We start from the raw sequence: 20307 nt of genomic DNA on the forward strand, positions 1-20307 counted from the left end.
CGCCCCGACGCCAGTGCCCCTGCGCCCCGCTGACCTGGCGAGCCGCAAACAGGCCGGACTGCCCATCACCGTGCTCACGGCCTGGGATGCCCTGTCCGGAGCCCTGGTGGCCGAGGCCGGAGCCGATGCGGTGCTGGTGGGCGATTCCCTGGCGATGACGGTGCTGGGCCATGCCACCACCCTGCCGGTGACCCTCGAGGAGATGCTGCACCACACCCGCGCCACCGCCCGGGGCCTGGCCAGCAGCTGCTCGCCCGGCCAGGAACCGCTGCTGATCTGCGATCTGCCCTTCCTCAGCTACCAGTGCAGCGCCGACGACGCCGTGGCCGCCGCCGGCCGGGTGCTGAAGGAAACCCCCGCCGCTGCTGTGAAGCTCGAAGGCGCCGAGCCCGAAACCCTGGCCGTGATCGACCGGCTGGTGCGTAGCGGCATCCCGGTGATGGGCCACATCGGCCTGACCCCCCAATCGGTGCACCGGCTGGGCTACCGCCGCCAGGGCAACGACGAAGCCAGCCAGGAGCAGCTGCGGCGCCAGGCCCTGGCCCTGCAGGCGGCCGGCTGCTTCGCCCTGGTGCTGGAGCACGTGCCCGAGGCCCTGGGCGCCGCCCTGCAACGGGAGCTGACCCTGCCGGTGATCGGCATCGGGGCGGGTGAGGGCTGCGACGGCCAGGTGCGCGTCACCGCCGACCTGCTGGGCCTCACCAGCCGCCAGCCCCCCTTCAGCCCGCCGCTACTGCCGGGCCGGAGCCTGGGGGTGGAGGCGTTGCGCCGCTGGATCGCGGGCCAGCGCCATCCCAGCCAGAACCCTGGGGCTGCTCCTGCCACCAGGCCAACAGCTCCCGCAGCACCCCATTGCTGAGGGCCAGCCCGGCGGGATCGCTCAGCCGCCAGCGGGGTCCCTCGATCCGCAGCAGCCCCTCGCGGCACCAGGGCTCCAGCCGCCGGCGCAGCTCCTCCAGGCAGCGCTGCTGCGACGCCCCATCCCAGCCCGCCTGCGCCAACAGCCGGGGCAGGTGCACCCCCTCGCGGCGGCGCAGACCCACCAGCAACCGCTCATCGAGGGGCATGCCCGTCCCCCGGTGCTCCGGCTGGGGATCCGGCGGCAGCTCCTCCAGCCAGCGGACGTAGCCGTCGCGGGTGCGGGGCCGGGCGAGGCGCTCTCCCCAGGGGGCGGAGGTGGCCCCCATGCCGAAGCCCCACCAGCCGGCGCCGCTCCAGTAAACGCGGTTGTGGCGGGAGGCGTGGCCGGGCAGGGCGTAGTTCGAAATCTCGTAGTGGCCGTAGCCGGCGGCGCTGAGCTCGGCCCAGGTGAGCTCCATCAGGTCGGCGCCCAGATCGGCATCGGGCAACGCCAGCTGACCGCGCTCGTGGCGGCGGGCAAACACCGTGCCGGGCTCGAGCGTGAGGTCGTAGACGGAGAGATGGGGTGGCGCCAGGGCGATCGCCTGGCCCAGCTGCTGGCGCCAGGACGCCAGGGCCTGTTCCGCCTCGGATGACGCCGAGGCCGCCGGCCCAGGCAGCCCCTGGATCAGATCGAGACTCCAGCTGGCCAGCTGGCCCCGCTGCCGGGCCTCGCCCAGCCAGCCAGCGGCCTCGAGGAGGTCCGCGCCGCGGTGACGGCGCCCCAGACTCGCCAGCACGGCGTCATCAAAGCTCTGGCCCCCCAGGCTCACCCGGGTCACCCCGGCCCCCAGATAGCCGGCCAGACGGTCCTGATCGAAGCTGGCCGGATCCAATTCCAGGCTGATCTCGGCGCCCGGAGCCAGGCCAAAACGCTGGCACAGGGCCTGCAGCAGGGCCGCCACCTGATCCGGCGTCAGCAGGGAAGGGGTGCCGCCCCCGAAATACACCGTGGCCAGGGGTGGGCCGGGCGGGGAGGCGGCGATCTCCTGCTCCAGCAGGGCGAGGTAGGCCGCGATTGAGGCGGAACCGGGCTCTCCCGGCTCCCCGCCGGCCCGGTCCCCCAGGGGCACCACCGGGAAATCGCAGTAGAAGCAGCGCCGATGGCAGAAGGGAATGTGGAGATAGGCGCTGCGGGGCGGTACACACATCGTGAAGTGCGGAAACCCCTTCAGGCCAACGGCGGCGAAATCAGGCATGCTGCGAGCCTGAACGGATGGGCAGCCACACACGACGGGAATGGTGGACTCCCTCATCCTGATCCTGTTTCTGATCTCCGGGGCGGCAGCCGGTTGGCTCGGGGTCGACCTGTTGCCCGAGCCCCTGCTGCTGCAGGTGGACAACCCGGAAGGACTGCGCACGGTGCTGGGGGGCTTCGGCGCCTTCTTCGGCCTGCTGGCGGGCTTCTTCTTTGGCCAGCTGCGCAAGCGCCTGATGGCCCAGGTGCGCTCCATGCCCACCGACCTGCTGGTGAGCCGGGCCGTGGGCCTGATCCTGGGCCTGCTGGTGGCCAACCTGCTGCTCGCCCCGATCCTGCTGCTGCCCCTGCCCTGGGAGGTGGTGTTCGTCAAACCGCTGGCGGCCGTGCTCAGCAATGTGTTTTTCGGGGTGTCGGGCTACAACCTGGCGGAGGTGCACGGCCGCACCCTGCTGCGCCTGTTCAACCCCAGCAGCACGGAAGCCCTGTTGGTGGCCGATGGGGTGCTGATGCCGGCCAGCGCCAAGATCCTCGACACCAGCGTGATCATCGATGGCCGCATCCGCGGCCTGCTGGACTCGGGGCTGCTGGAGGGCCAGGTGATCGTGGCCCAGAGCGTGATCGATGAGCTCCAGGCCCTGGCCGACTCGGCCAATGCGGAGAAGCGCGGGCGGGGGCGCCGCGGCCTGAAGCTGCTCAGCGAACTGCGCGAGCAGTACGGCCGCCGGCTGGTGGTGAACAGCACCCGCTACGAGGGCAACGGCGTCGACGACAAGCTGCTGCTGCTCACCGCCGACACCGGCGGCACCCTGCTCACCGCCGACTACAACCTGGCCAAGGTGGCCGAGGTGAAAGCCCTGCAGGTGCTCAACCTCAGCGAGCTGGTGATCGCCCTGCGGCCCGAGGTGCAGCCGGGCGACGAACTGCTGCTCAAGATCGCCCGTGACGGCAAGGAGGCCGACCAGGGCGTGGGCTACCTCGACGACGGCACGATGGTGGTGGTGGAAGGGGCGCGGGGCCGCATCGGCGAGCGCCTGCCGGTGGTGGTCACCGGAGCGCTGCAGAACCCCACCGGCCGGATCGTGTTCGCCCGCAGCGAGGGCCCGGCCACGGAGAACGGGGCCGGCGAGGGCGCCGAGGCCGCCAAGCGCAAGAGCCGCAGCGAGCGGAACCGCACCAAAGCCAGCCCCACCAATCCGGGCCCAGCGAATCCGCAGGCCGGCGGCCCCCGCTAGGCTCCGCAAACGTGCTTCCCATCAACCGCGGATGTCGGTGTCAGCCCCCTACTACGGCGATTCCGCGGTCATGCGCACGCCGCCCCCCGATCTGCCGAGCCTGCTGCTGAAGGAGCGGATCGTCTACTTGGGCCTGCCCCTGTTCAGCGACGACGACGCCAAGCGCCAGATGGGCATCGACGTGACCGAGCTGATCATTGCCCAGCTGCTCTATCTGGAGTTTGACAACCCGGATAAGCCGATTTTCTTCTACATCAATTCCACGGGCACCAGCTGGTACTCCGGCGATGCGGTGGGCTTCGAGACCGAAGCCTTCGCCATCGCCGACACGATCAGCTACGTGAAGCCGCCCGTGCACACCATCTGCATCGGCCAGGCGATGGGCACCGCGGCCATGATCCTCAGCGCCGGCACCAAGGGCCACCGAGCAGCCCTGCCCCACGCCTCGATCGTGCTGCACCAGCCCCGCAGCGGGGCGCGCGGCCAGGCCACCGACATCCAGATCCGGGCCCAGGAGGTGCTGCACAACAAGCGCACCCTGATGGAGATGCTGTCGGTCAACACCGGCAAAACCGTGGAACAGCTCTCCCGCGATTCCGACCGGATGACCTACTTCACCGCCGAGGAAGCCAAGGAGTACGGCCTGATCGATCGGGTGCTCACCAGTCAGAAAGACCTGCCCGCCCCGCCCCCCTCCGCGGCCGGCCTCGGCTGAGCCCCCGCCAGGCCCCCGCCCTACGCCAGCCATCCCGCGTTCCACCGACCACCCCAACCAAACCCATGCCCATCGGCACCCCCAGCGTTCCCTACCGCCTTCCCGGCAGCCAGTACGAGCGCTGGGTTGACATCTACACCCGGCTCGGCGTGGAACGGATCCTGTTCCTCGGCTCGGAGGTGAACGATGCGGTGGCCAATGCGCTGGTGGCCCAGATGCTCTATTTGGATTCCGAGGACAACTCCAAACCCATCTACCTGTACATCAACTCCCCAGGGGGTTCGGTGACCGCCGGCCTGGCCATCTACGACACGATGCAGTACGTCAAAAGTGACGTGGTGACCATCTGCGTGGGCCTGGCCGCCTCGATGGGGGCCTTCCTGCTGGGGGCCGGCACCAAGGGCAAACGGCTGGCCCTGCCCCACAGCCGGATCATGATCCACCAGCCCCTGGGCGGCACCAGCCAGCGCCAGGCCAGTGACATCGAGATCGAGGCCAAGGAGATCCTGCGCATCAAGGACATGCTCAACCACTCGATGGCGGACATGACCGGCCAGACCTTCGCGAAGATCGAGAAGGACACCGACCGCGACTACTTCCTCAGTGCCGCCGAGGCCAAGGAGTACGGCCTGATCGACCGGGTGATCGCCCACCCCAGCGAGGCCTGAGCGGCTCCTGAAGGGCGCTTGCGTAAGCTCGCATCTTGCCCTGCCCAGCCCTGACGCCTCGATGGCCAAGCTCTACTACGACTCCGACGCCGATCTCTCGCTGCTGAACGGCAAGACGGTGGCCATCATCGGCTACGGCAGCCAGGGCCATGCCCACGCCCTCAACCTCAAGGACAGTGGCGTCAACGTGGTGGTGGGTCTCTACGAAGGCAGCCGCTCGGCCGAGAAGGCCAAGGCGGACGGCCTGGAGGTGTTGAGCGTCGCCGACGCCTGCGCCAAGGCCGACTGGATCATGGTGCTGTTGCCCGATGAATTCCAGAAAGCCGTCTACGACAAGGAGATTGCGCCCCATCTGAGCGCCGGCAAGGTGCTGAGCTTTGCCCACGGCTTCAACATCCGCTTCGAGCTGATCAAGCCCCCCGCCGATGTGGATGTGGTGATGATCGCCCCGAAGGGCCCCGGTCACACCGTGCGCTGGGAATACCAGAACGGCATGGGCGTGCCCGCCCTGTTCGCCATCCACCAGGACGCCAGCGGCAACGCCCGCGGCCTGGCCATGGCCTACGCCAAGGGCATCGGCGGCACCCGGGCCGGCATCCTCGAAACCAACTTCAAAGAAGAAACCGAAACCGACCTGTTCGGCGAGCAGGCCGTGCTGTGTGGCGGCCTCTCCGAGCTGGTGAAGGCGGGCTTCGAAACCCTGGTGGAAGCCGGCTATCAGCCCGAGCTGGCCTACTTCGAGTGCCTGCACGAAGTGAAGCTGATCGTGGATCTGATGGTGAAGGGCGGCCTCACCGCCATGCGCGATTCCATCTCCAACACCGCCGAGTACGGCGACTACGTGAGCGGCCCGCGCCTGATCACCGCCGAAACCAAGGCCGAGATGAAGCGCATCCTCGCCGACATCCAGGACGGCACCTTCGCCCGCAACTTCGTGGCCGAGTGTGACGCCGGCAAGCCCGAGATGGCCAAGATCCGCGAGCGGGATGCCCAGCACCCGATCGAGCAGGTGGGCAAGGGCCTGCGCTCGATGTTCAGCTGGCTCAAGGCAGCCTGAGCCCCTGGCCCTGGCTGCTGGTGCTGGCCGCCTGCGGCCTCGATCGGCTGGTGGGGGACCCCCGTTGGTGCCTCCACCCGGTGGTGGTGATGGGCTGGTGGATCACGGGCCTGCGCCGGCTCGCCGAAGCCTGGGCGGGTGATGCCCCCGGGAAGCTGCGGCTGGCCGGCGCCCTGATCACCCTGCTCCTGGTGGGCGGCAGTGGCCTGGCGGGCTGGGGCCTCGAGCAGCTGGTGCAGGAGCTGGCGCGGCGCGGCGCGGTGGCCGCAGGCTGGGGCCTCGCCGCCTTGACGTTCGCCCTGGCCAGCGCCCTAGCGGGCCGCAGCCTCGAGCAGGCTGTGCAACAGGTGCTGCGAGCCTTGCCGCCGGCCAAACCTCCAGCCAGCCGTCAAGACTCTGTACAACCCGTACAGAATCCTGAGGCACCCCACCCTCTCCAGGATTCCGAGAGCCTGATCGCCGCCCGCCAGGCCCTGGCCTGGATCGTGGGTCGGGACACCACCGATCTTGAGGTGCCGGAAATTCTGCGGGCGGCCGCTGAAACCGCCAGCGAAAACGCGGTGGATGGCCTGTTTGCGCCGCTGTTCTGGATGCTGGTGGGGGCCGGGCTCTGGAGCCTGAACCCCGCCCTGCCCGGCCCCCTGGCCCTGGCGTGGGGCTTCAAGGCCGCCAGCACCCTCGACTCGATGCTGGGCTACCGCCAGGGGCGCCTGCGCTGGCTCGGCACCGCCGGTGCCCGCCTCGACGACCTGCTGGTGTGGCTGCCCTGCCGCCTGGTGGCCCTCAGCCTGCCGCTGGCCGCCGGGAAAGGGTGGCGCTGCCTCCCACTCCTCAGCGCAGCCCTGCGGGATGGGGCCGCCGATCCCTCCCCCAATGCGGGGGTGTCCCAGGCCGCCTATGCCCATGCCTGCAGCGTCCAGCTGGGGGGCAGCAACCGCTACGGCACCCAGGTGCGCGACAAACCGCTGCTCGCAGCAGGCTGTCCCCCTGCCGATCGGCCAGCCGTGCAGCAGATGCTCCAGCTCAACCGCAGGCTGGAATGGCTCTGGCTCGCCGCCACCGCCCTGCCGGCGGCCATGTTGGGCTCCTTCATCACGAAAACTCTCAGCTGATTGCCCCGCCGGGGTGGCCTGCCGAAGCTGCGGGCACGCCCCCTGCACCCATGCCGATTCGCGAGCTGCTCGAAGAAGCCTTGCTGGAGCCGGAGATCGGCTTGACGCCTTGCTTCCGCTGGCATGCCACGCCGGTGGGCATCGCGGCGTTGTGGCAGGCCGGCTCGGCCCCCAGCTCACCGCCCTTTGAGGATGCCCTCAAGGAAGGGCTGCAGGTGGGGCTCGACCTGAGCCGCGAAGAACGGGAATTCCACCAGCTCAACTCGGGGCTGGTGCTGCTGTTTCACAGCTGATCCGCAGCCGCGGTGCGCGGGAAGACCACGGCCCATTCGTGCAGGGTCCAGGTCACGCATCCCTGGAGGATCAGCGGATCGGTGCGAACCAGGGCTTCGGCTTCAGCCCAATCGCCCGCGCGGAACAGCAACATGCCGCCGGCCCCATCACCACTGCGGCCCACCCGATCAGCCCAATAGCCGCTGCGGGGTTCATGGCCGCACCGCTCCAACTCCGCCAGCCAGGCGAGATGGGCTGGGATCACCGCATCAAACTGCGGCTTGGCCACCACACCAGCTTCCAGCTTCACAAACCAGGGCACGCACCCTCTCCAGCCCATTGGCATCGCTCACCCGCTGAAGGTACCGTCCAGGCCAGCACCAGCTCCACGCGCGATGAACCGACCACCGAACCCTGGTTGCCTCGCTGCCGTGTTCACCCTGGCGGCCCTGGAGCTGCTGCTTCACGGCCCAGCGGCCCAGGCCCAATACTCCCCAAACTGCTGGCGCAACGGCAAAAAGGACTTCTGCGCCATCACCCAGGTGGCTGGCGCCACCCCACCCCACCAGGAGTTGGCCCGGATCGTGTTTGCCGACCACACCGTGGTGGAGGTGCTGCGCAATGAAACCCGCTGCAAGCAGAACGGACCGGTGCGAACCTGCGACGCCAAGATCTTCACGCCACCGGGCCAAGCCAAGGCCCTGCCCGCCTACTACCGGGGCACCGCCTACGAAGGCGGCTATCGGCACGAGTACGTGAGCGACAGCCTGCACATCACGTACGTGTTTCTCGATTGAGACGTTCTCGATTGAGATGTTCTCGCTTGAGACGTTCTGAATGGAGCTGCTACCAAGCCGGGGCTAACCATGGGCTGCGGTACTCAGCATGGCGCCCATCCTCAGGGCGCAAGCCCAAGGCCATCAAAAATAAGCTATCATCATGAAGAAATTGGGAGTCCTCGAGTGATTCATATTTTTAGCTTTCTTTTTGCAGCTCTATCCTTCGTGCAAGTTCCGCAGTGGGACAACGACTGGACCAAGTGTTCGGTGGCCGTTCCCGATACGGCCTGCCATTGGTACATCGTGAATCCCGACAACACCTTCGGCAAGGGATTCAGCTGGATCACCGCTCCAAAATTTGACGTCGACGCCCTCCGGGACATCGGCATTCAACATGAAATCACCGTGGCCCAGGGCTACCAAACCACCGTGGAGCTGATGAATGCAAGTACCGATGTCAAGTACGGCGACAACTACTGATTAAACCAGCACACGGTTGATCAAAGCAGTGTTTTCAAAAGCAGCCAATCCAATACGTCATTGAATAGCGCTTCTTGGACTATAGAAATGGGTGGATTTAACGGGCGACTACCAGGATCATTTGAAGGCAAACCACTCGACTCGAATATCCTGCGCCTGGTCTCCATCCTCAACCAATTCGATACCCTTAACCGTTCCATCGCTGGTGTACCAAGGATCTTGGCAGAGGGAAGAAAATGCGCTTCTTGCTTCCTCCAATGACTGGAACTGCCCGACTTTGACCGTTCCCCAAGCGTCGTGGGTTTTGAGAGTAAATGGCATCGCCTTGTGTGGTGCGGAAAGACAGTAAAACTTTGGTATCGACAGCCCTAGGGTTGGGTTGCAGGGCTTACTTGCTGACGGCTTTCCAGACCCACCAGCCAACCACAGCCAGCAGCACCCAGGGCAACAGGGCCCTGAAAACCACCAGCACCAAGAGCACAACCAAAGCCGACACAGCGGAGCGACGCGTGAGCGCCTTTGCCTCATCGGTCATGTAACGCCAGCGAGGGATCAGGGACATAGGGTCAGGGTGAGGGCTCGGGGGATGGCGTTCACGCGCCCAAGCGGAGCACGCGATCCTTGGCCCGGTCAAGACCTCTCCCGAAACCCCTGAGTCCAACGACACGATGAAGGCGATCGTGGTGCTGGCCCTACCCCTTGCACTGATTGTGCTGCTTGGATCCTGCGGGAAACAGAAGCGTGGCGCAGAAGAGAGTGCCTGCCTCAAGGGCGGGGCCTTGTGCGCCGCAGCCGATGCACCCCCAGGACTGCGAAAGGTGCTCAAGGGTCACAGGATGACCAAAACAACGTGGATGGAAAAAACCAACAAGGAATCAGGAGTGCCAGATATCGGCATCAAAGCAGAGTGGGAACCGATCCATGAACGCCGATAACAACGAAGCCAACGACGCAGCTGACCGCGGTACACCCTTCATAGACCCAGAGTCGAGCTGGACCTCAATTCGCAGCAGCGGACGCCCTGAGGCGACTCGCATCGCCAAAGTCCAACCCAAGCAAAGGAGCGGGACTCGGACGGTCTTCGCAGGACCTTCTCAAAACGGAGAGGGTGGGATTCGAACCCACGGAAGGTTGCCCTTCAAACGATTTCGAGTCGTTCGCTTTCGACCACTCAGCCACCTCTCCATGGGCCGCAGGCCCGATGGCACTTTAAGGATCGATCAGCCCCGCACCGCCTGCAGGGATCCACTGGGGCCGCTGGCCGCCCAGGACGACGGCCACCCCGGTGGGCTGGCACCGCTCAGCCACACCCGTTCGGCGCCCAGGCCGCGCAGCTGGGTGCGCTCCCGCCCCGATGGCTGGAACCCCAGCCACACCCCATCCAACCGCTGCCTAGCTCGAGGCTGCGGAGCTCGAGGCTCCTGCCCTCCTGCTTGCCGCTGCCAGGCCCAGAGCGCCTGGCGATCGGGCAGCAGCAGCCAACGCCACGGGCCCAGCTGCAGCTGCATGGCCCGGCTCTCGATCGCCACGGGGGCAGCACTAAGACCGCGGCTGGCCAGGCGCTGGCCGGGGTGAAGGGGCAGGCTGCCATCCGCACTGGCCAGCACCAACCCAGCCTGGGCCTGCCAGCAGGCCGGCTGCTCCGGCGCCACGGGATCAAGCAGCAGGGCCCAGTCGAAGCGCTGCACCCCCAGCCCCCGGGCCAGCTGGCCCGCCTGGCTGCAGCTGAAGCCATCGGCAGCGCCGCTCACCAGGGCCGCCCGACCCCGATGCCGGGCCACCAGCAGATCCAGCCGTCCCTGGTGCACCAGCAGCAGCTGGTCGGCGCCCAGCAGGCTGAGATGGAGGGCCGCCGCCAGGGCCAGCAGCCCCAGGCCCAGCACCCTCCAGCGGCGGGCCAGAGCCGGCACCGCCAGGCCGCCCACAGCCAGGCTGAGCAACAGCACCAGCCAGGGCGCCGGCCGCCCCAATTGCCACTGGGCCATGGGCAGGGCCGCAAAGGCCTTCACCACCAACACCAGCCCACCGCAGAGCCAGTCGACGGGCACCGTGGCCAGGGGCAGCAGCGGCGGTAGCAGCACCGCCATCACGGCCAGGGCCATCGCCCCCAGGGTGAGGGGCGTGAGCAGGGGCGCCACCACCAGGTTGGCGGGCACGGCATAGAGCGGCACCACGCCGAAGTGCAGCAGCTGCAGCGGCAGGGTGTAGAGCGAAGCCGCCAGGGGCACCGCGGTGGCCGCCGCCAGCCAGCCGGGCAGCCAACGGCGCAAACCCAGCTCCAGCGGCCGCGCTGAGATCACCAGGGCGGCGGTGGCCACCACGCTGAGCTGGAAGCCCACATCCAAGAGCCAGTCGGGCCGCACCAGCAGCAGGGCCAGCCCACTGGCCAGCAGGATCCCCAAGGGCCGGCTGCGGTGGCCGCTCTCCACCACCCCCAGCGCCAGCGCCCCCATCAACACGGCTCGCAGCACGGAAGGCTGGGGGCCGGCCAGCAGCACAAACAGGGCCATCGCCGCTGCGGCCAGCCCCAACCGACCCCATCGCGGCAAGGGCTTGCCAAGGGGCAGCACCACCCCCAGCAGCACCGACAGGTGAAAGCCCGAGGCCGCCAAGGCGTGGGAGAGGCCCGAGGCCCGGAAGGCCTCGCGCAGCTCCGCCGGCACCGGCACCACCGCACTGCCGAGCACCAGGGCGGCGAGCACCCCGCCGCGATCGGGGCCGGCCTGCCGCAACAGGGCCTGGGCCATGCGCCGACGCAGATCCGCCACCGGCGTGGCCGGCCGTTGCAGCACCTCAAACTCCTGGACCTGCAGTTGGGTGAAGGCCCCCTGGCGGGCCAGTCGCGCGGCGGGGGCCGCCAGCAGCGGATGGGGCGACGCCTGGGGCCGGCGCAGGCGACCCCACACCCGCAACCGCCAGCCCTCCTGGAGCGGCGGACAAACCGGGAAGCGCAGTTCGGTGCGCCCCACGGGCAGCTCCATCAGGGCGCGACAGGAATGCCCGCTGCCCGCGCTGGCCACCGGATCCGCCAGCAGCCGCCCCCGCAGTTCCACCTCCAGGGGGAGCGAACTGGCCGCCTGCAACCGCAAGACTGGATCGCCGGCGGCGGGCACTGCCGGGGTGAAGGCCACCAGCACCACCCGCAACAGCAGCAGGGCCAGCACCCCAGCCCAGAGCCAGGCCATCCGGCCACGCCGAGCCACACCCCCCTCTTCGGCCAAGCGCCCACTCCGCACTGGGACCCCTCAGGGTTCCCACAGCCCTAGAAACGGGGGATCTTCAGCAGCAGATCGCACAGTTCCCGGCTGGGCATCTGCTGACCCAGCAGGGGTGCCACCAAGCGGGCCACGGGCCGCAGACGGCAGGGCCAGACGGCCCGCTCACTGAGCCGCCCCAACTGAAAACTGCCGCCGGCCAACACGACCACCAGCAGACTCCTTTGCAGCAGCCGCTTCACAGCGCGGCCGGGGCCAGCAGCGGAAAGCCCAGGGCCTCGCGCTCGGCCAGCCAGGCCTCCGCCACCTGACGGGCCAGGTTGCGGATGCGTCCGATCGTGGCGGTGCGCTCGGTGACGGAGATCACGCCGCGGGCCTCCAGCAGGTTGAAGGTGTGGCTGCACTTGAGCACGAAATCGAGGGCCGGGGCGGGCAGCTGCTTGGCCACCAGATCGGCGGCCTCGGCCTCATAGATGGCAAAGAGCTGCTTGAGCCGCTCCGGATTGGACGCCTCGAAGTTGTAGGTGCACTGGCCCTTTTCAAACGGCAGCCAGATGTCGCCATAGGAGCGATGGCCATCCCAGGAGAGGTCCCAGATGCTCTCCACATCCTGCAGATACATCGCCAGCCGCTCGAGGCCGTAGGTGATCTCGATCGAAACCGGCCGGCAGTCGATGCCGCCGCACTGCTGGAAGTAGGTGAACTGGGTGACTTCCATGCCATCGAGCCACACCTCCCAGCCCACGCCCCAGGCCCCAAGGGTGGGGGATTCCCAGTTGTCCTCCACGAAACGGATGTCGTGCTCCCGAGCTCGGATGCCCAGGGCTTCGAGGGAGGCGAGGTAGGTCTCCTGGATGCCGTCGGGGCTGGGCTTGATCAGCACCTGGTATTGGAAATAGTGCTGGGCCCGGTTGGGGTTGTCGCCGTAGCGGCCGTCGGTGGGGCGGCGGCAGGGCTCGGGATAGGCCACCGCCCAGGGCTCCGGCCCGATCGCCCGCAGCACCGTGTGGGGACTCATCGTGCCGGCGCCCTTCTCGGTGTCGTAGGGCTGCAGGATCAGGCAGCCCTGGTCAGCCCAGAAGCGGTTCAGGGTCGCAATGATGTCCTGGAAATGCACGGGAGATGGGCGCCTGTCGTGCCGCCATTGTCAATGGCGACGGGGCCCTGGATCAGGAGGCGTTGAGCATCCGGCCGAGGGACTCGGTGACCGCAGCGCTAGGCACGGTGAGGCTTTCGAACTGTTCAGCAGGGATGGCCTTGCTCCACAGCCAGCCCTGGCCCTGGTTGACGCCGATGCGGCGCAGGAAGGTGGCCTCCGACTCCGTTTCCACGCCCTCGGCGCACACGTCCACGTTGATGGCGTGACAACCGGACACGAGCCACTTAAGGAAACGCTGGCGGAAGGAATCGGCATCGATACCGGACACGATCGAGCGATCCACCTTCACCTTGCTGAAGTTGAGGTTCAGCATGTGGGAGAGGGGCGCATCGCCGGTGCCGAAGTCGTCAACCGCAATGGTGTGCAGGGAGGTGAGCTCGTTGATGAACGACGACTCGTGCTGACCCGCAACCCCCTTCTCCGTGACTTCGACCACCAGGCGACGACCCACCTTGCGGCGCATGCTGTCGAGGTCGCCGACCGCCTTGGAAATGGGCCTGAAAAACATCTTGCCCGAGCCGATGTACCGGCAGGAGAGATTCACCGACAGCCAGACGTTGGCCTGCATCCGATCGAGGGCCCGCAGGGCGAACACGAAGGAGTCCTGGGTGACGGAGATGTTGAGCGCCGGATCCTCTTCCAGGGCCTGGAGCTCCTCGATGCTGGGGGGCGAGTCGTTGGGGCGCCACAGCACCTCACCACCGCAGACGCGGCCGGAGGCCAGATCGATGATGGGCTGGATGTGAAAGTTTTCCAAAACCCTGCGGGGCGTCAACCCCTACGCGGTGGAGATATGGAAAGCGTAATCACAATCGCAGCGAACACCAGCAGCCAGGATCCAAGCTGTCCACTCGCTTCAGACGGCTGAGTTCAGGCGGCTGGCTTCAGGCCACCAGCTCCAGCAGTCCCATCAGCCCGCCGGCCAGGGGGCGATGGTGCGCCGCACGGAAGCCGGCCTCCAGGGCCAGGGCTTGCTGCTGAGGGCCGGTGGGAAAACGCTGCAAGCTCTCCTCCAGGTAGGCGTAATGCTCCGGGATGCCGAAGCGTTCCGCGGTGGGCACCACCAGACGGCGCAGGTAGAAGCGCTGAAAGGCGGCCACGCCGCCGCTGGGTCGGTTGAAATCGAGCACCGCCGCCCGGCCGCCATCGCGCAGTACCCGCCGCAACTCCACCAGGCCCGCCCCTGGGTCGGCCAGGTTGCGCAGGCCGTAGGCGATGGCGGCACCATCCCAACGGCCAGGCGCCAAGCCGGTGGCCAGGGCATCGCCCTGCTGCCAGCGCACGGGCAACCAGGGCTGCAACGCCGCACGCCGGGCCGCCACAGCCAGGGGCGCTGCCGCCGCATCGAGACCCAGCACCGATCCCCCGGGTCGCACCCGGGATGCCAGCACCAGGGCCAGATCACCGGTGCCGCAGCAGAGATCCAGCAGCTGCTGCCCGGGCCGGGGTTGCAACCAGGCGACGGCCTGGCGCTTCCAAAGCCGATGGAGGCCGAAGCTGAGCCAATCGTTGAGCTGGTCGTAGCGCGGGGCGATCTGCTCAAACAGCTCCTGAACCGCCGCCGGATCGCCGGGCCTAAAGCTGCCCATCCCAGGGCAACACAATGGAATCCAGGCTCACACCGGAATCGGCAGGCAAGGGCGGTAGCAGGCCGCGGGCTTCGAGGCGGCCGGGGCTGGTGAAGGTGAGCACCATCACCGTGGCCAACCCCACGGCGGCGGAGCACACCATGCAGCCGGCGAGCATCAGCGAAAACTCACGCCGGTCGTTGGCGGCCTGCATCAACTGCAGGGCCCAGGCCACCAAGGCCACCACGCCCGCCACCATGCCCAGGGCGATCGCAGTGGAAGCGGGGGGAGGGAGGGCAGGCAGGGCGGTGAACACCGGACGGAAACAGGGCAGGAAGCAGGCCTCGACGGGGCTCTTATCGAGATGTTACAAGCGTTAACAAGCCGACGTGGGCGACAGGGCGAGCGGCCGGATCGGTAGACCACGGCTCAACAACTCGGTTTTGATCGCCTCCACGGTGAGCACCCCGTCATGGAGCAACGAGGCCAACAGGGCGGCGGAGGCGTGGCCGCCCTCGGGGCCGGGATCGAGGGCCTCGGCGAGGTGGTCGATGCAGCCGGCACCACCCGAAGCGATCACCGGCACCTCCACCGCATCGGCCACCGCCCGGGTGAGGTCGAGGGCGTAGCCGGCCTGGGTGCCATCGCCATCCATGGAGGTGAGCAGGATCTCGCCCGCCCCCCGGGCCACCACCTGCCGGGCCCAGGCCACCGCATCGAGGCCCGTGTTCTCGCGACCACCCTTGACATACACATCCCATCCCCCACCAGCGCGGGCCCGGGCATCGATCGCCACGACGATGCACTGGCAGCCGAAGCGCTCGGCCCCGCGGTCCACCAACTCCGGATCGCGCACGGCCGAGGAGTTGAGGCTCACCTTGTCGGCGCCGGCCCGCAGCAGCGCGGTGATGCCCTCAACGCTGCTGATGCCACCCCCCACGGTGAAGGGGATGGTGACGGCCTCTGCGGTGCGCCGCACCAAGTCCACCAGGGTGCCGCGGCCCTGGTGGCTGGCGGCGATGTCGAGGAACACGAGTTCATCGGCACCGGCGGCGCTGTAGCGGCAGGCCAGCTCCACCGGGTCGCCGGCATCCCGCAACCCCACGAAGTTCACGCCCTTCACCACCCGGCCATCGGCCACGTCGAGACAGGGAATGATCCGCTTGGCAACCATGACCGGAAGCTCCGTTGGGCACTGTTAATGTTGCGCCACTTTCCAGTCGCGCCGGCCATGTCCCAGGCTGCCACCATCAACATCGGCTCGAAGGTGCGGGTCACCCGGGTGCGCGACCGCATCTCCACGGAGATGGTGGATTCGCTCAAGGCCGATTCCACGGGCACGGTGACCGGCTTCCGCACCGTGGACGGCAAGGGCATCGGCGTGGTGGTGGAGCTGAGCGGTGGCCAGACCGCCTGGTTCTTCGACGACGAAATCACCCTCGCCTGAGGCCTAAGCCGTTGAGCAACAGCCCCAATCCCGAAGCGGCCAGCGGCGCCGGAGCCCGCCAGCTGCTGGGCATGAAGGGTGCCAGCGGCACCAGCTCGATCTGGAAGATCCGGCTGCAGCTGATGAAGCCGGTCACTTGGATCCCCCTGATCTGGGGGGTGCTGTGCGGCGCCGCGGCGTCGGGAAACTTCCACTGGACCCTGCCGGAGGTGGGCGCTTCGATCGCCTGCATGCTGATGAGCGGCCCCCTGCTGGCCGGCTACACCCAGACGATCAACGACTACTACGACCGCGACATCGACGCGATCAACGAGCCCTACCGGCCCATTCCCTCCGGGGCCATTCCCCTCGGCCAGGTAAAGGCCCAGATCTGGATCCTGCTGCTGGCTGGCCTCGGCGTGGCCTACGGCCTGGATCTCTGGGCAGGCCACAGCACGCCGGTGGTGTTTCTGCTGGCCCTGGGCGGCTCCTTTGTGAGCTTCATCTATTCGGCCCCTCCCCTGAAGCTGAAGCAGAACGGCTGGCTGGGCAATTACGCCCTGGGTGCCAGCTACATCGCCCTGCCCTGGTGGGCCGGCCAGGCGCTGTTTGGCCAGCTCACCTGGACCACCGCGATCCTCACCCTGGCCTATTCCCTGGCGGGGCTCGGCATCGCCGTGGTGAACGACTTCAAGAGCGTGGAGGGCGATCGGGCCCTGGGCCTGCAGAGCCTGCCGGTGGTGTTCGGCATCGAGAAGGCCAGCTGGATCAGCGCCGGCATGATCGATGTGTTTCAACTGGCCATGGTGGCCGTGCTGATCGCGATCGGCCAGCACTTCGCCGCGGTGCTGCTGGTGCTGCTGATCATTCCCCAGATCACCTTCCAGGACATCTGGCTGCTGCGCGATCCGGTGGCCTTCGACGTGAAATACCAGGCCAGCGCCCAGCCGTTCCTGGTGCTGGGGATGCTGGTGACGGCCCTGGCGATCGGCCACAGCGTGCTGGTTGCCTGAGGTGGGCCGCCCCGGCACCAAGGCCGCTCCCAAGGCCCCAAGCCAACTGCGGCGCACCAATCTGGTGGGGGTGGGGGTGCTGGCGGCCCTGCTCGGGGGCGGCGTGGCCTGCGGTCAGGCGGCCCTGGTGGCGGGCTTTGACAGCCTGCTGCCGGACGCCCGCGGCATCAACCACTTCAACCGCCCCGGCACCCTGACGATCCTCTCGGCCGATGGCCAGGTGGTGCACAAGATCGGGCCGGTGACCCGCGAAAAGCTCACCCCCGAAACCCTGCCGGCCCTGGTGGAGGAGGCCTTCATCGCCGCCGAAGACCGGCGTTTTTACCAGCACGATGGCATCGACCCGGTGGGCATTGGCCGGGCCCTGGTGCGCAACATCACCCAGCGGTCGGTGGAGGAAGGGGCCAGCACGATCACCCAGCAGCTGGCCCGCACGGTGTTCCTCAGCCAGGACCGCACCCTGGTGCGCAAGGTGAAGGAGGCGGCCCTGGCCGGCAAGCTCGAGCGCCAGCTGAGCAAGCGCCAGATCCTCACCGAATACCTCAATGTGGTGTATCTGGGCTCGAGTGCCTATGGCGTGGCCGATGCGGCCTGGGTGTACTTCTCGAAATCCCCCGACCAGCTCAACCTCGCCGAAGCGGCCCTGATCGCCGGGCTGCCTCCGGCCCCCTCGGTGTATTCACCGCTGGTGAACCCCGACCTGGCCCTGGAGCGCCGGGCCGTGGTGCTGCGCCGCATGCAGGAGGCGGGCTTCATCAGTGAGGCGGAGCAGCTGCAGGCCCAGGCTTCTCCCCTGCAGTTGAAGCCTGCGGAGCCCAAATACTGGGATAGCCAGGCCCCCTGGTTCAGCAGCTGGGTGCAGCAGGAACTACCGAGCGTGCTCACCAAGGAGCAGCTGGAGGTAGGCGGCCTGACGGTGCGCAGCAGCGTGAATCTGGCCTGGCAGGGCCAGGCCCAGAAGGCGATCGACACCTATGCCACCGGCGGCATGGAAGGGGCCCTGGTGGCGATGGAACCGGGCACCGGCCTGGTGCGGGCGATGGTGGGCGGCACCGACTTCAAGACCAGCCAGTTCAACCGGGCAGCCCAGGCCCTGCGCTCCCCCGGCTCCACCTTCAAGCTGTTCGTGTATTTGACGGCGCTGAAGGAGGGGATGCTGCCGGAGCGGGTGTTCCGCGATTCGGCCCGCTGCTTCGCCGGCTACTGCCCGAAAAACTTCGGCAACCGCTACATGGGCGCGGTGTCGATGGTGGTGGCCCTGCAGAACTCGCTCAACACCGTGGCGGTGGCACTGCTGCAGGAGCTGGGCTTCGAGAAGGTGATCGACACGGCCAAGAGCCTGGGCATCACGCGGGAGATGGGGCGGTTCTACCCGATGGCCCTGGGGGCCTATGAGCAGACCGTGGTGGACATGACCGCGGCCTATGCGGCCATTAACAACGGCGGCATCTATGTGAAGCCCACACCGTTCGAGGAGATCCTTGGCCCCGATGGTGAGCTGCTCTGGAGCCGTCGGGTGGATGGCGATGCTGGCCGGCGCGCCGTGAGCAGCGACATCGCCGCCATGATGCTGTGGATGCTGCAGCGGGCGGTGCAGTCGGGCACCGGCGGTGGGGCGGCCCTGCCCGATCGGCCCGTGGCGGGCAAAACCGGCACGTCTGAGGGGGGCCGGGATCTGTGGTTCATCGGCTCCATCCCCCAGCTCACCACCGGGGTGTGGCTGGGCTACGACAGCAGCCGCGAAACCAAGAACACCAGTGTGGTGGCCACCTACGCCTGGCGGGCCTTCATGGCGCCGATCAGCAAGGACCTGCCGGTGCGCCAGTTCCCGCCGAGGCCCCTGCTGCAGGACAGCTACAAGCCGGGCCGCAAGAGCCCATTCCGCCGCAACGACGGCCCGCCCCCCAACACCCCCCCGCGGGACGCCGCGCCCCAGCCTTGGGATCTCGATCCCACCCCCAGCGTTGAGGAGCGCCCCGCCGACGGCAGCGGCGCCCCCGCCGCTCCGGCCCCCAGCCCCGCCGCTCCCCAGGCCGCTGCGCCCAGCGAACCGGCGCCGGCCCCCGGCCCGGCTACGCCCCCCCCGCTGGACGCGCCGCCGCCGCCGGTGGTGGCGCCACCACTGCCTTAAAGCAGCAGCCCTAGCCGGGAGCTCCCGCCGGCGCCTGCAACCGGGCCGCGAAGAAGCCATCCCCCCCGGCAGGCCCCGGCCAGCGCTGCCACTGCTGGTGCCGCACCCAGCCGGGATGGTCGGCGAGGAAGGCCTCGATCAGCTCGCCATTTTCTGCCGGATGCACGGTGCAGGTGGCATACACCAGCTGGCCGGCCGGCTTGAGCAGGGGCAGCAGGGCCTCCAGCAACTGGCGTTGCAGCGCCACCAGCTCACCGATCGCCTCAGGGGACAGCCGCCAGCGGGCATCGGCGTGCCGGGCCAGGGTGCCGAGGCCCGAGCAGGGTGCATCCAACAGGATGCGGTCGAACCAGCCGCGCCACTCCGGCTTCTGGGCCAGCAGTTCCGCCGCATCGGCGGCCAGGGTGTGGATGCTGTGCAGGCCGAGGCGGGCGGCGTTAACGCCCACCCGCCGCAACCGGCCCTCGGAACGATCCACGGCCCACACCTCGCCCTGGTCGCCCATCAGTTCGGCTAGGTGGGTGCTCTTGCCGCCGGGGGCGGCGCAGGCATCGAGGATCCGCTCGCCGGGCTGGGGATCAAGCAGCACGCCCACCGCCTGGGCAGCACGGTCTTGCACGCACCAGTGGCCCTCGGCATAGCCCGGCAGGGCGCGCAACTCACCGCTGCGGCCCAGGAGCGTGAGCCCGCCGGGCAGCTCCGGCAGGGGGGCCGCCTCGATGCCGGCGATGGTGAAGGCCTCCAAAGCACCAGCAGGCGTGGTGCGCAGGGGATTGACGCGCAGGTCGAGGGCGGGGGGCTGGTTGCAGGCCCGGCCGAAGGCTTCCGGATCAGGCCAGGTCAGCACCAGCTCCGCCAACCAGGGGGGCAGGGAATGGCGCAGACCCAAGGCGGCGGCGGGATCGTCGGCGAGGGGGCCCAATCCGTCCCAGGGCTCAGGCCCGGCCCCCGCGCGCCGGCGCCCGCAGGCCCGCAGCAGGCCATTGGCCACCGGCGCAAGCCGGCCCAGCCCCCCCCGCTTGGCCAGCTCAACGGTGGTGCTCACCGCCGCCGAGGCGGGCACCCGGCTGCTGAACAGCAGCTGGTAGAGCCCCAGGTGCAGCAGCCAGCGCAATTTGGGCGGCTGTCGGGCGGCGGGCACCTTGCCGAGGGCATCGAGCCAGGCATCCAGCAGGCGCCGCTGGCGGATGGCGCCGTAGGCCAGCTCGGTGGCCAGGGCGCGGTCGGCACCGTCGAGGGGATGGCGCTGCAGCTCCCGCTCCAGGGCCACGTCGGCATAGGCACCGCCGCCCACCGCCAGCAACACCTGCCAGGCCAGCTGGCGCGGCGCCAAACCAATGGCGCTCGACTCAGGGGTGGCGGCTGGCTGGGGCATGGC

The 20307-nt window shown here is 68.5% G+C and carries 23 protein-coding genes, 1 tRNA gene and 1 pseudogene; 13 read left to right on the forward strand and 12 right to left on the reverse strand.

The features are described 5' to 3' along the window. Nucleotides 1–19: 19 nt before the first annotated feature. Nucleotides 20–859 carry a 3-methyl-2-oxobutanoate hydroxymethyltransferase gene (gene panB / locus H6G16_RS04430; RefSeq protein ID WP_190389276.1) on the forward strand — a complete coding sequence of 280 codons (840 nt, stop codon included), beginning with the start codon at nucleotides 20–22 and terminating at the stop codon, nucleotides 857–859. On the opposite strand, the pseudogene H6G16_RS04435 reads toward panB, so the two are convergent. Then, nucleotides 819–2099 (reverse strand): annotated as a pseudogene (locus H6G16_RS04435) (coproporphyrinogen-III oxidase family protein); the annotation flags it as partial. The gene panB and the pseudogene H6G16_RS04435 overlap by 41 nt on opposite strands. 40 nt (nucleotides 2100–2139) lie before the next feature. Here H6G16_RS04435 and H6G16_RS04440 point away from each other — a divergent pair. The 6 genes from H6G16_RS04440 to H6G16_RS04465 all read left to right on the forward strand — a co-directional run bounded on the left by H6G16_RS04440 (nucleotide 2140) and on the right by H6G16_RS04465 (nucleotide 7178). Next, the gene (locus H6G16_RS04440) at nucleotides 2140–3333 is read left to right on the forward strand and encodes a TRAM domain-containing protein (RefSeq protein WP_190389089.1); all 1194 of its coding nucleotides are present in this window, start codon (nucleotides 2140–2142) and stop codon (nucleotides 3331–3333) included. A 31-nt stretch (nucleotides 3334–3364) separates the two neighbouring features. Continuing rightward, on the forward strand, nucleotides 3365–4048 hold the full coding sequence (locus H6G16_RS04445; protein WP_190389090.1) for an ATP-dependent Clp protease proteolytic subunit: 684 nt from the start codon (nucleotides 3365–3367) through the stop codon (nucleotides 4046–4048). 65 nt (nucleotides 4049–4113) lie between these two features. Next, nucleotides 4114–4716, forward strand: a complete 603-nt coding sequence (locus H6G16_RS04450; RefSeq protein WP_190389091.1) for an ATP-dependent Clp protease proteolytic subunit — start codon at nucleotides 4114–4116, stop codon at nucleotides 4714–4716. A gap of 61 nt (nucleotides 4717–4777) precedes the next feature. Then, nucleotides 4778–5773 carry a ketol-acid reductoisomerase gene (gene ilvC / locus H6G16_RS04455; protein ID WP_190389092.1) on the forward strand — a complete coding sequence of 332 codons (996 nt, stop codon included), beginning with the start codon at nucleotides 4778–4780 and terminating at the stop codon, nucleotides 5771–5773. Nucleotides 5774–5793: 20 nt separating this feature from the next. Continuing rightward, complete coding sequence (locus H6G16_RS04460; protein WP_190389093.1) at nucleotides 5794–6885, forward strand: cobalamin biosynthesis protein; 1092 nt, start codon at nucleotides 5794–5796, stop codon at nucleotides 6883–6885. Between the two features lie 50 nt (nucleotides 6886–6935). Further along, the gene (locus H6G16_RS04465) at nucleotides 6936–7178 is read left to right on the forward strand and encodes a hypothetical protein (RefSeq protein ID WP_190389094.1); all 243 of its coding nucleotides are present in this window, start codon (nucleotides 6936–6938) and stop codon (nucleotides 7176–7178) included. Here H6G16_RS04465 and H6G16_RS04470 read toward each other — a convergent pair. After that, a complete protein-coding gene (locus H6G16_RS04470) occupies nucleotides 7169–7480 on the reverse strand; it encodes a YciI family protein (RefSeq protein ID WP_190389095.1) in 312 nt (103 codons plus the stop codon). The genes H6G16_RS04465 and H6G16_RS04470 overlap by 10 nt on opposite strands. A 73-nt stretch (nucleotides 7481–7553) precedes the next feature. On the opposite strand from H6G16_RS04470, the gene H6G16_RS04475 reads away from it, so the two are divergent. Together H6G16_RS04475 and H6G16_RS04480 are read left to right on the forward strand one after the other, a co-directional pair. Continuing rightward, complete coding sequence (locus tag H6G16_RS04475) at nucleotides 7554–7955, forward strand: hypothetical protein (protein WP_190389096.1); 402 nt, start codon at nucleotides 7554–7556, stop codon at nucleotides 7953–7955. A gap of 207 nt (nucleotides 7956–8162) precedes the next feature. Then, nucleotides 8163–8417 carry a hypothetical protein gene (locus H6G16_RS04480; RefSeq protein ID WP_347238790.1) on the forward strand — a complete coding sequence of 85 codons (255 nt, stop codon included), beginning with the start codon at nucleotides 8163–8165 and terminating at the stop codon, nucleotides 8415–8417. Between the two features lie 388 nt (nucleotides 8418–8805). On the opposite strand, the gene H6G16_RS04485 is transcribed toward H6G16_RS04480, so the two are convergent. After that, complete coding sequence (locus tag H6G16_RS04485) at nucleotides 8806–8979, reverse strand: hypothetical protein (protein WP_190389097.1); 174 nt, start codon at nucleotides 8977–8979, stop codon at nucleotides 8806–8808. Nucleotides 8980–9085: 106 nt separating this feature from the next. On the opposite strand from H6G16_RS04485, the gene H6G16_RS04490 reads away from it, so the two are divergent. Then, nucleotides 9086–9352 carry a hypothetical protein gene (locus tag H6G16_RS04490; RefSeq protein ID WP_190389098.1) on the forward strand — a complete coding sequence of 89 codons (267 nt, stop codon included), beginning with the start codon at nucleotides 9086–9088 and terminating at the stop codon, nucleotides 9350–9352. Nucleotides 9353–9517: 165 nt separating this feature from the next. Here H6G16_RS04490 and H6G16_RS04495 read toward each other — a convergent pair. From H6G16_RS04495 to hisF, 8 genes are all read right to left on the reverse strand, one after another. Further along, a tRNA-Ser gene (locus H6G16_RS04495) sits at nucleotides 9518–9602 on the reverse strand. A gap of 35 nt (nucleotides 9603–9637) precedes the next feature. Then, on the reverse strand, nucleotides 9638–11602 hold the full coding sequence (locus tag H6G16_RS04500; protein WP_190389099.1) for a ComEC/Rec2 family competence protein: 1965 nt from the start codon (nucleotides 11600–11602) through the stop codon (nucleotides 9638–9640). A gap of 77 nt (nucleotides 11603–11679) precedes the next feature. Beyond that, complete coding sequence (locus tag H6G16_RS04505) at nucleotides 11680–11874, reverse strand: hypothetical protein (RefSeq protein ID WP_347238791.1); 195 nt, start codon at nucleotides 11872–11874, stop codon at nucleotides 11680–11682. Continuing rightward, nucleotides 11871–12749, reverse strand: coding sequence for a glycine--tRNA ligase subunit alpha (gene glyQ, locus H6G16_RS04510; RefSeq protein ID WP_190389100.1), 879 nt, complete (start codon nucleotides 12747–12749; stop codon nucleotides 11871–11873). The genes H6G16_RS04505 and glyQ overlap by 4 nt, the downstream gene beginning before the upstream one ends. 52 nt (nucleotides 12750–12801) lie before the next feature. Continuing rightward, the gene (locus tag H6G16_RS04515; protein ID WP_190389101.1) at nucleotides 12802–13548 is read right to left on the reverse strand and encodes an EAL domain-containing protein; all 747 of its coding nucleotides are present in this window, start codon (nucleotides 13546–13548) and stop codon (nucleotides 12802–12804) included. 127 nt (nucleotides 13549–13675) lie between these two features. Continuing rightward, nucleotides 13676–14380, reverse strand: coding sequence for a bifunctional demethylmenaquinone methyltransferase/2-methoxy-6-polyprenyl-1,4-benzoquinol methylase UbiE (gene ubiE / locus H6G16_RS04520; protein ID WP_190389102.1), 705 nt, complete (start codon nucleotides 14378–14380; stop codon nucleotides 13676–13678). Then, complete coding sequence (locus H6G16_RS04525; protein WP_347238792.1) at nucleotides 14367–14675, reverse strand: hypothetical protein; 309 nt, start codon at nucleotides 14673–14675, stop codon at nucleotides 14367–14369. The genes ubiE and H6G16_RS04525 overlap by 14 nt, the downstream gene beginning before the upstream one ends. Before the next feature lie 60 nt (nucleotides 14676–14735). Then, nucleotides 14736–15533 carry an imidazole glycerol phosphate synthase subunit HisF gene (gene hisF, locus H6G16_RS04530; RefSeq protein WP_190389103.1) on the reverse strand — a complete coding sequence of 266 codons (798 nt, stop codon included), beginning with the start codon at nucleotides 15531–15533 and terminating at the stop codon, nucleotides 14736–14738. A 57-nt stretch (nucleotides 15534–15590) separates the two neighbouring features. Between hisF and H6G16_RS04535 the strand changes: the two genes are divergently transcribed. From H6G16_RS04535 to H6G16_RS04545, 3 genes are read left to right on the forward strand one after another with little or no spacing between them, the layout of a single operon-like run. Continuing rightward, on the forward strand, nucleotides 15591–15806 hold the full coding sequence (locus H6G16_RS04535; protein ID WP_190389104.1) for a DUF2862 domain-containing protein: 216 nt from the start codon (nucleotides 15591–15593) through the stop codon (nucleotides 15804–15806). Between the two features lie 11 nt (nucleotides 15807–15817). Further along, complete coding sequence (gene chlG / locus H6G16_RS04540) at nucleotides 15818–16798, forward strand: chlorophyll synthase ChlG (RefSeq protein ID WP_190389105.1); 981 nt, start codon at nucleotides 15818–15820, stop codon at nucleotides 16796–16798. A 46-nt stretch (nucleotides 16799–16844) separates the two neighbouring features. Beyond that, entirely contained in the window at nucleotides 16845–18929 is a 2085-nt protein-coding gene (locus H6G16_RS04545; RefSeq protein WP_190389280.1) for a PBP1A family penicillin-binding protein, read from the forward strand. A gap of 10 nt (nucleotides 18930–18939) precedes the next feature. On the opposite strand, the gene H6G16_RS04550 is transcribed toward H6G16_RS04545, so the two are convergent. Then, nucleotides 18940–20304 (reverse strand): 16S rRNA (cytosine(967)-C(5))-methyltransferase, encoded by a 1365-nt coding sequence (locus tag H6G16_RS04550; protein WP_190389106.1) that lies wholly within the window; start codon nucleotides 20302–20304, stop codon nucleotides 18940–18942. Between the last annotated feature and the right edge of the window lie 3 nt (nucleotides 20305–20307).

The organism is Cyanobium sp. FACHB-13342 (assembly GCF_014697415.1).
Taxonomy (GTDB): Bacteria; Cyanobacteriota; Cyanobacteriia; order PCC-6307; family Cyanobiaceae; genus Cyanobium_A.

What these genes read in the sequence shown, in the direction of transcription:
- H6G16_RS04450 (WP_190389091.1), top strand. Translation starts at nt 4,114, where the DNA reads ATGCCCATCGGCACCCCCAGCGTTCCCTACCGCCTTCCCGGCAGCCAG.
- ubiE (WP_190389102.1), bottom strand. Translation starts at nt 14,380, where the DNA reads ATGGGCAGCTTTAGGCCCGGCGATCCGGCGGCGGTTCAGGAGCTGTTT.
- hisF (WP_190389103.1), bottom strand. Translation starts at nt 15,533, where the DNA reads ATGGTTGCCAAGCGGATCATTCCCTGTCTCGACGTGGCCGATGGCCGG.
- H6G16_RS04485 (WP_190389097.1), bottom strand. Translation starts at nt 8,979, where the DNA reads ATGTCCCTGATCCCTCGCTGGCGTTACATGACCGATGAGGCAAAGGCG.
- H6G16_RS04475 (WP_190389096.1), top strand. Translation starts at nt 7,554, where the DNA reads ATGAACCGACCACCGAACCCTGGTTGCCTCGCTGCCGTGTTCACCCTG.
- H6G16_RS04550 (WP_190389106.1), bottom strand. Translation starts at nt 20,304, where the DNA reads ATGCCCCAGCCAGCCGCCACCCCTGAGTCGAGCGCCATTGGTTTGGCG.
- H6G16_RS04445 (WP_190389090.1), top strand. Translation starts at nt 3,365, where the DNA reads ATGTCGGTGTCAGCCCCCTACTACGGCGATTCCGCGGTCATGCGCACG.
- H6G16_RS04465 (WP_190389094.1), top strand. Translation starts at nt 6,936, where the DNA reads ATGCCGATTCGCGAGCTGCTCGAAGAAGCCTTGCTGGAGCCGGAGATC.
- H6G16_RS04490 (WP_190389098.1), top strand. Translation starts at nt 9,086, where the DNA reads ATGAAGGCGATCGTGGTGCTGGCCCTACCCCTTGCACTGATTGTGCTG.
- H6G16_RS04500 (WP_190389099.1), bottom strand. Translation starts at nt 11,602, where the DNA reads ATGGCCTGGCTCTGGGCTGGGGTGCTGGCCCTGCTGCTGTTGCGGGTG.
- H6G16_RS04440 (WP_190389089.1), top strand. Translation starts at nt 2,140, where the DNA reads ATGGTGGACTCCCTCATCCTGATCCTGTTTCTGATCTCCGGGGCGGCA.
- ilvC (WP_190389092.1), top strand. Translation starts at nt 4,778, where the DNA reads ATGGCCAAGCTCTACTACGACTCCGACGCCGATCTCTCGCTGCTGAAC.
- H6G16_RS04535 (WP_190389104.1), top strand. Translation starts at nt 15,591, where the DNA reads ATGTCCCAGGCTGCCACCATCAACATCGGCTCGAAGGTGCGGGTCACC.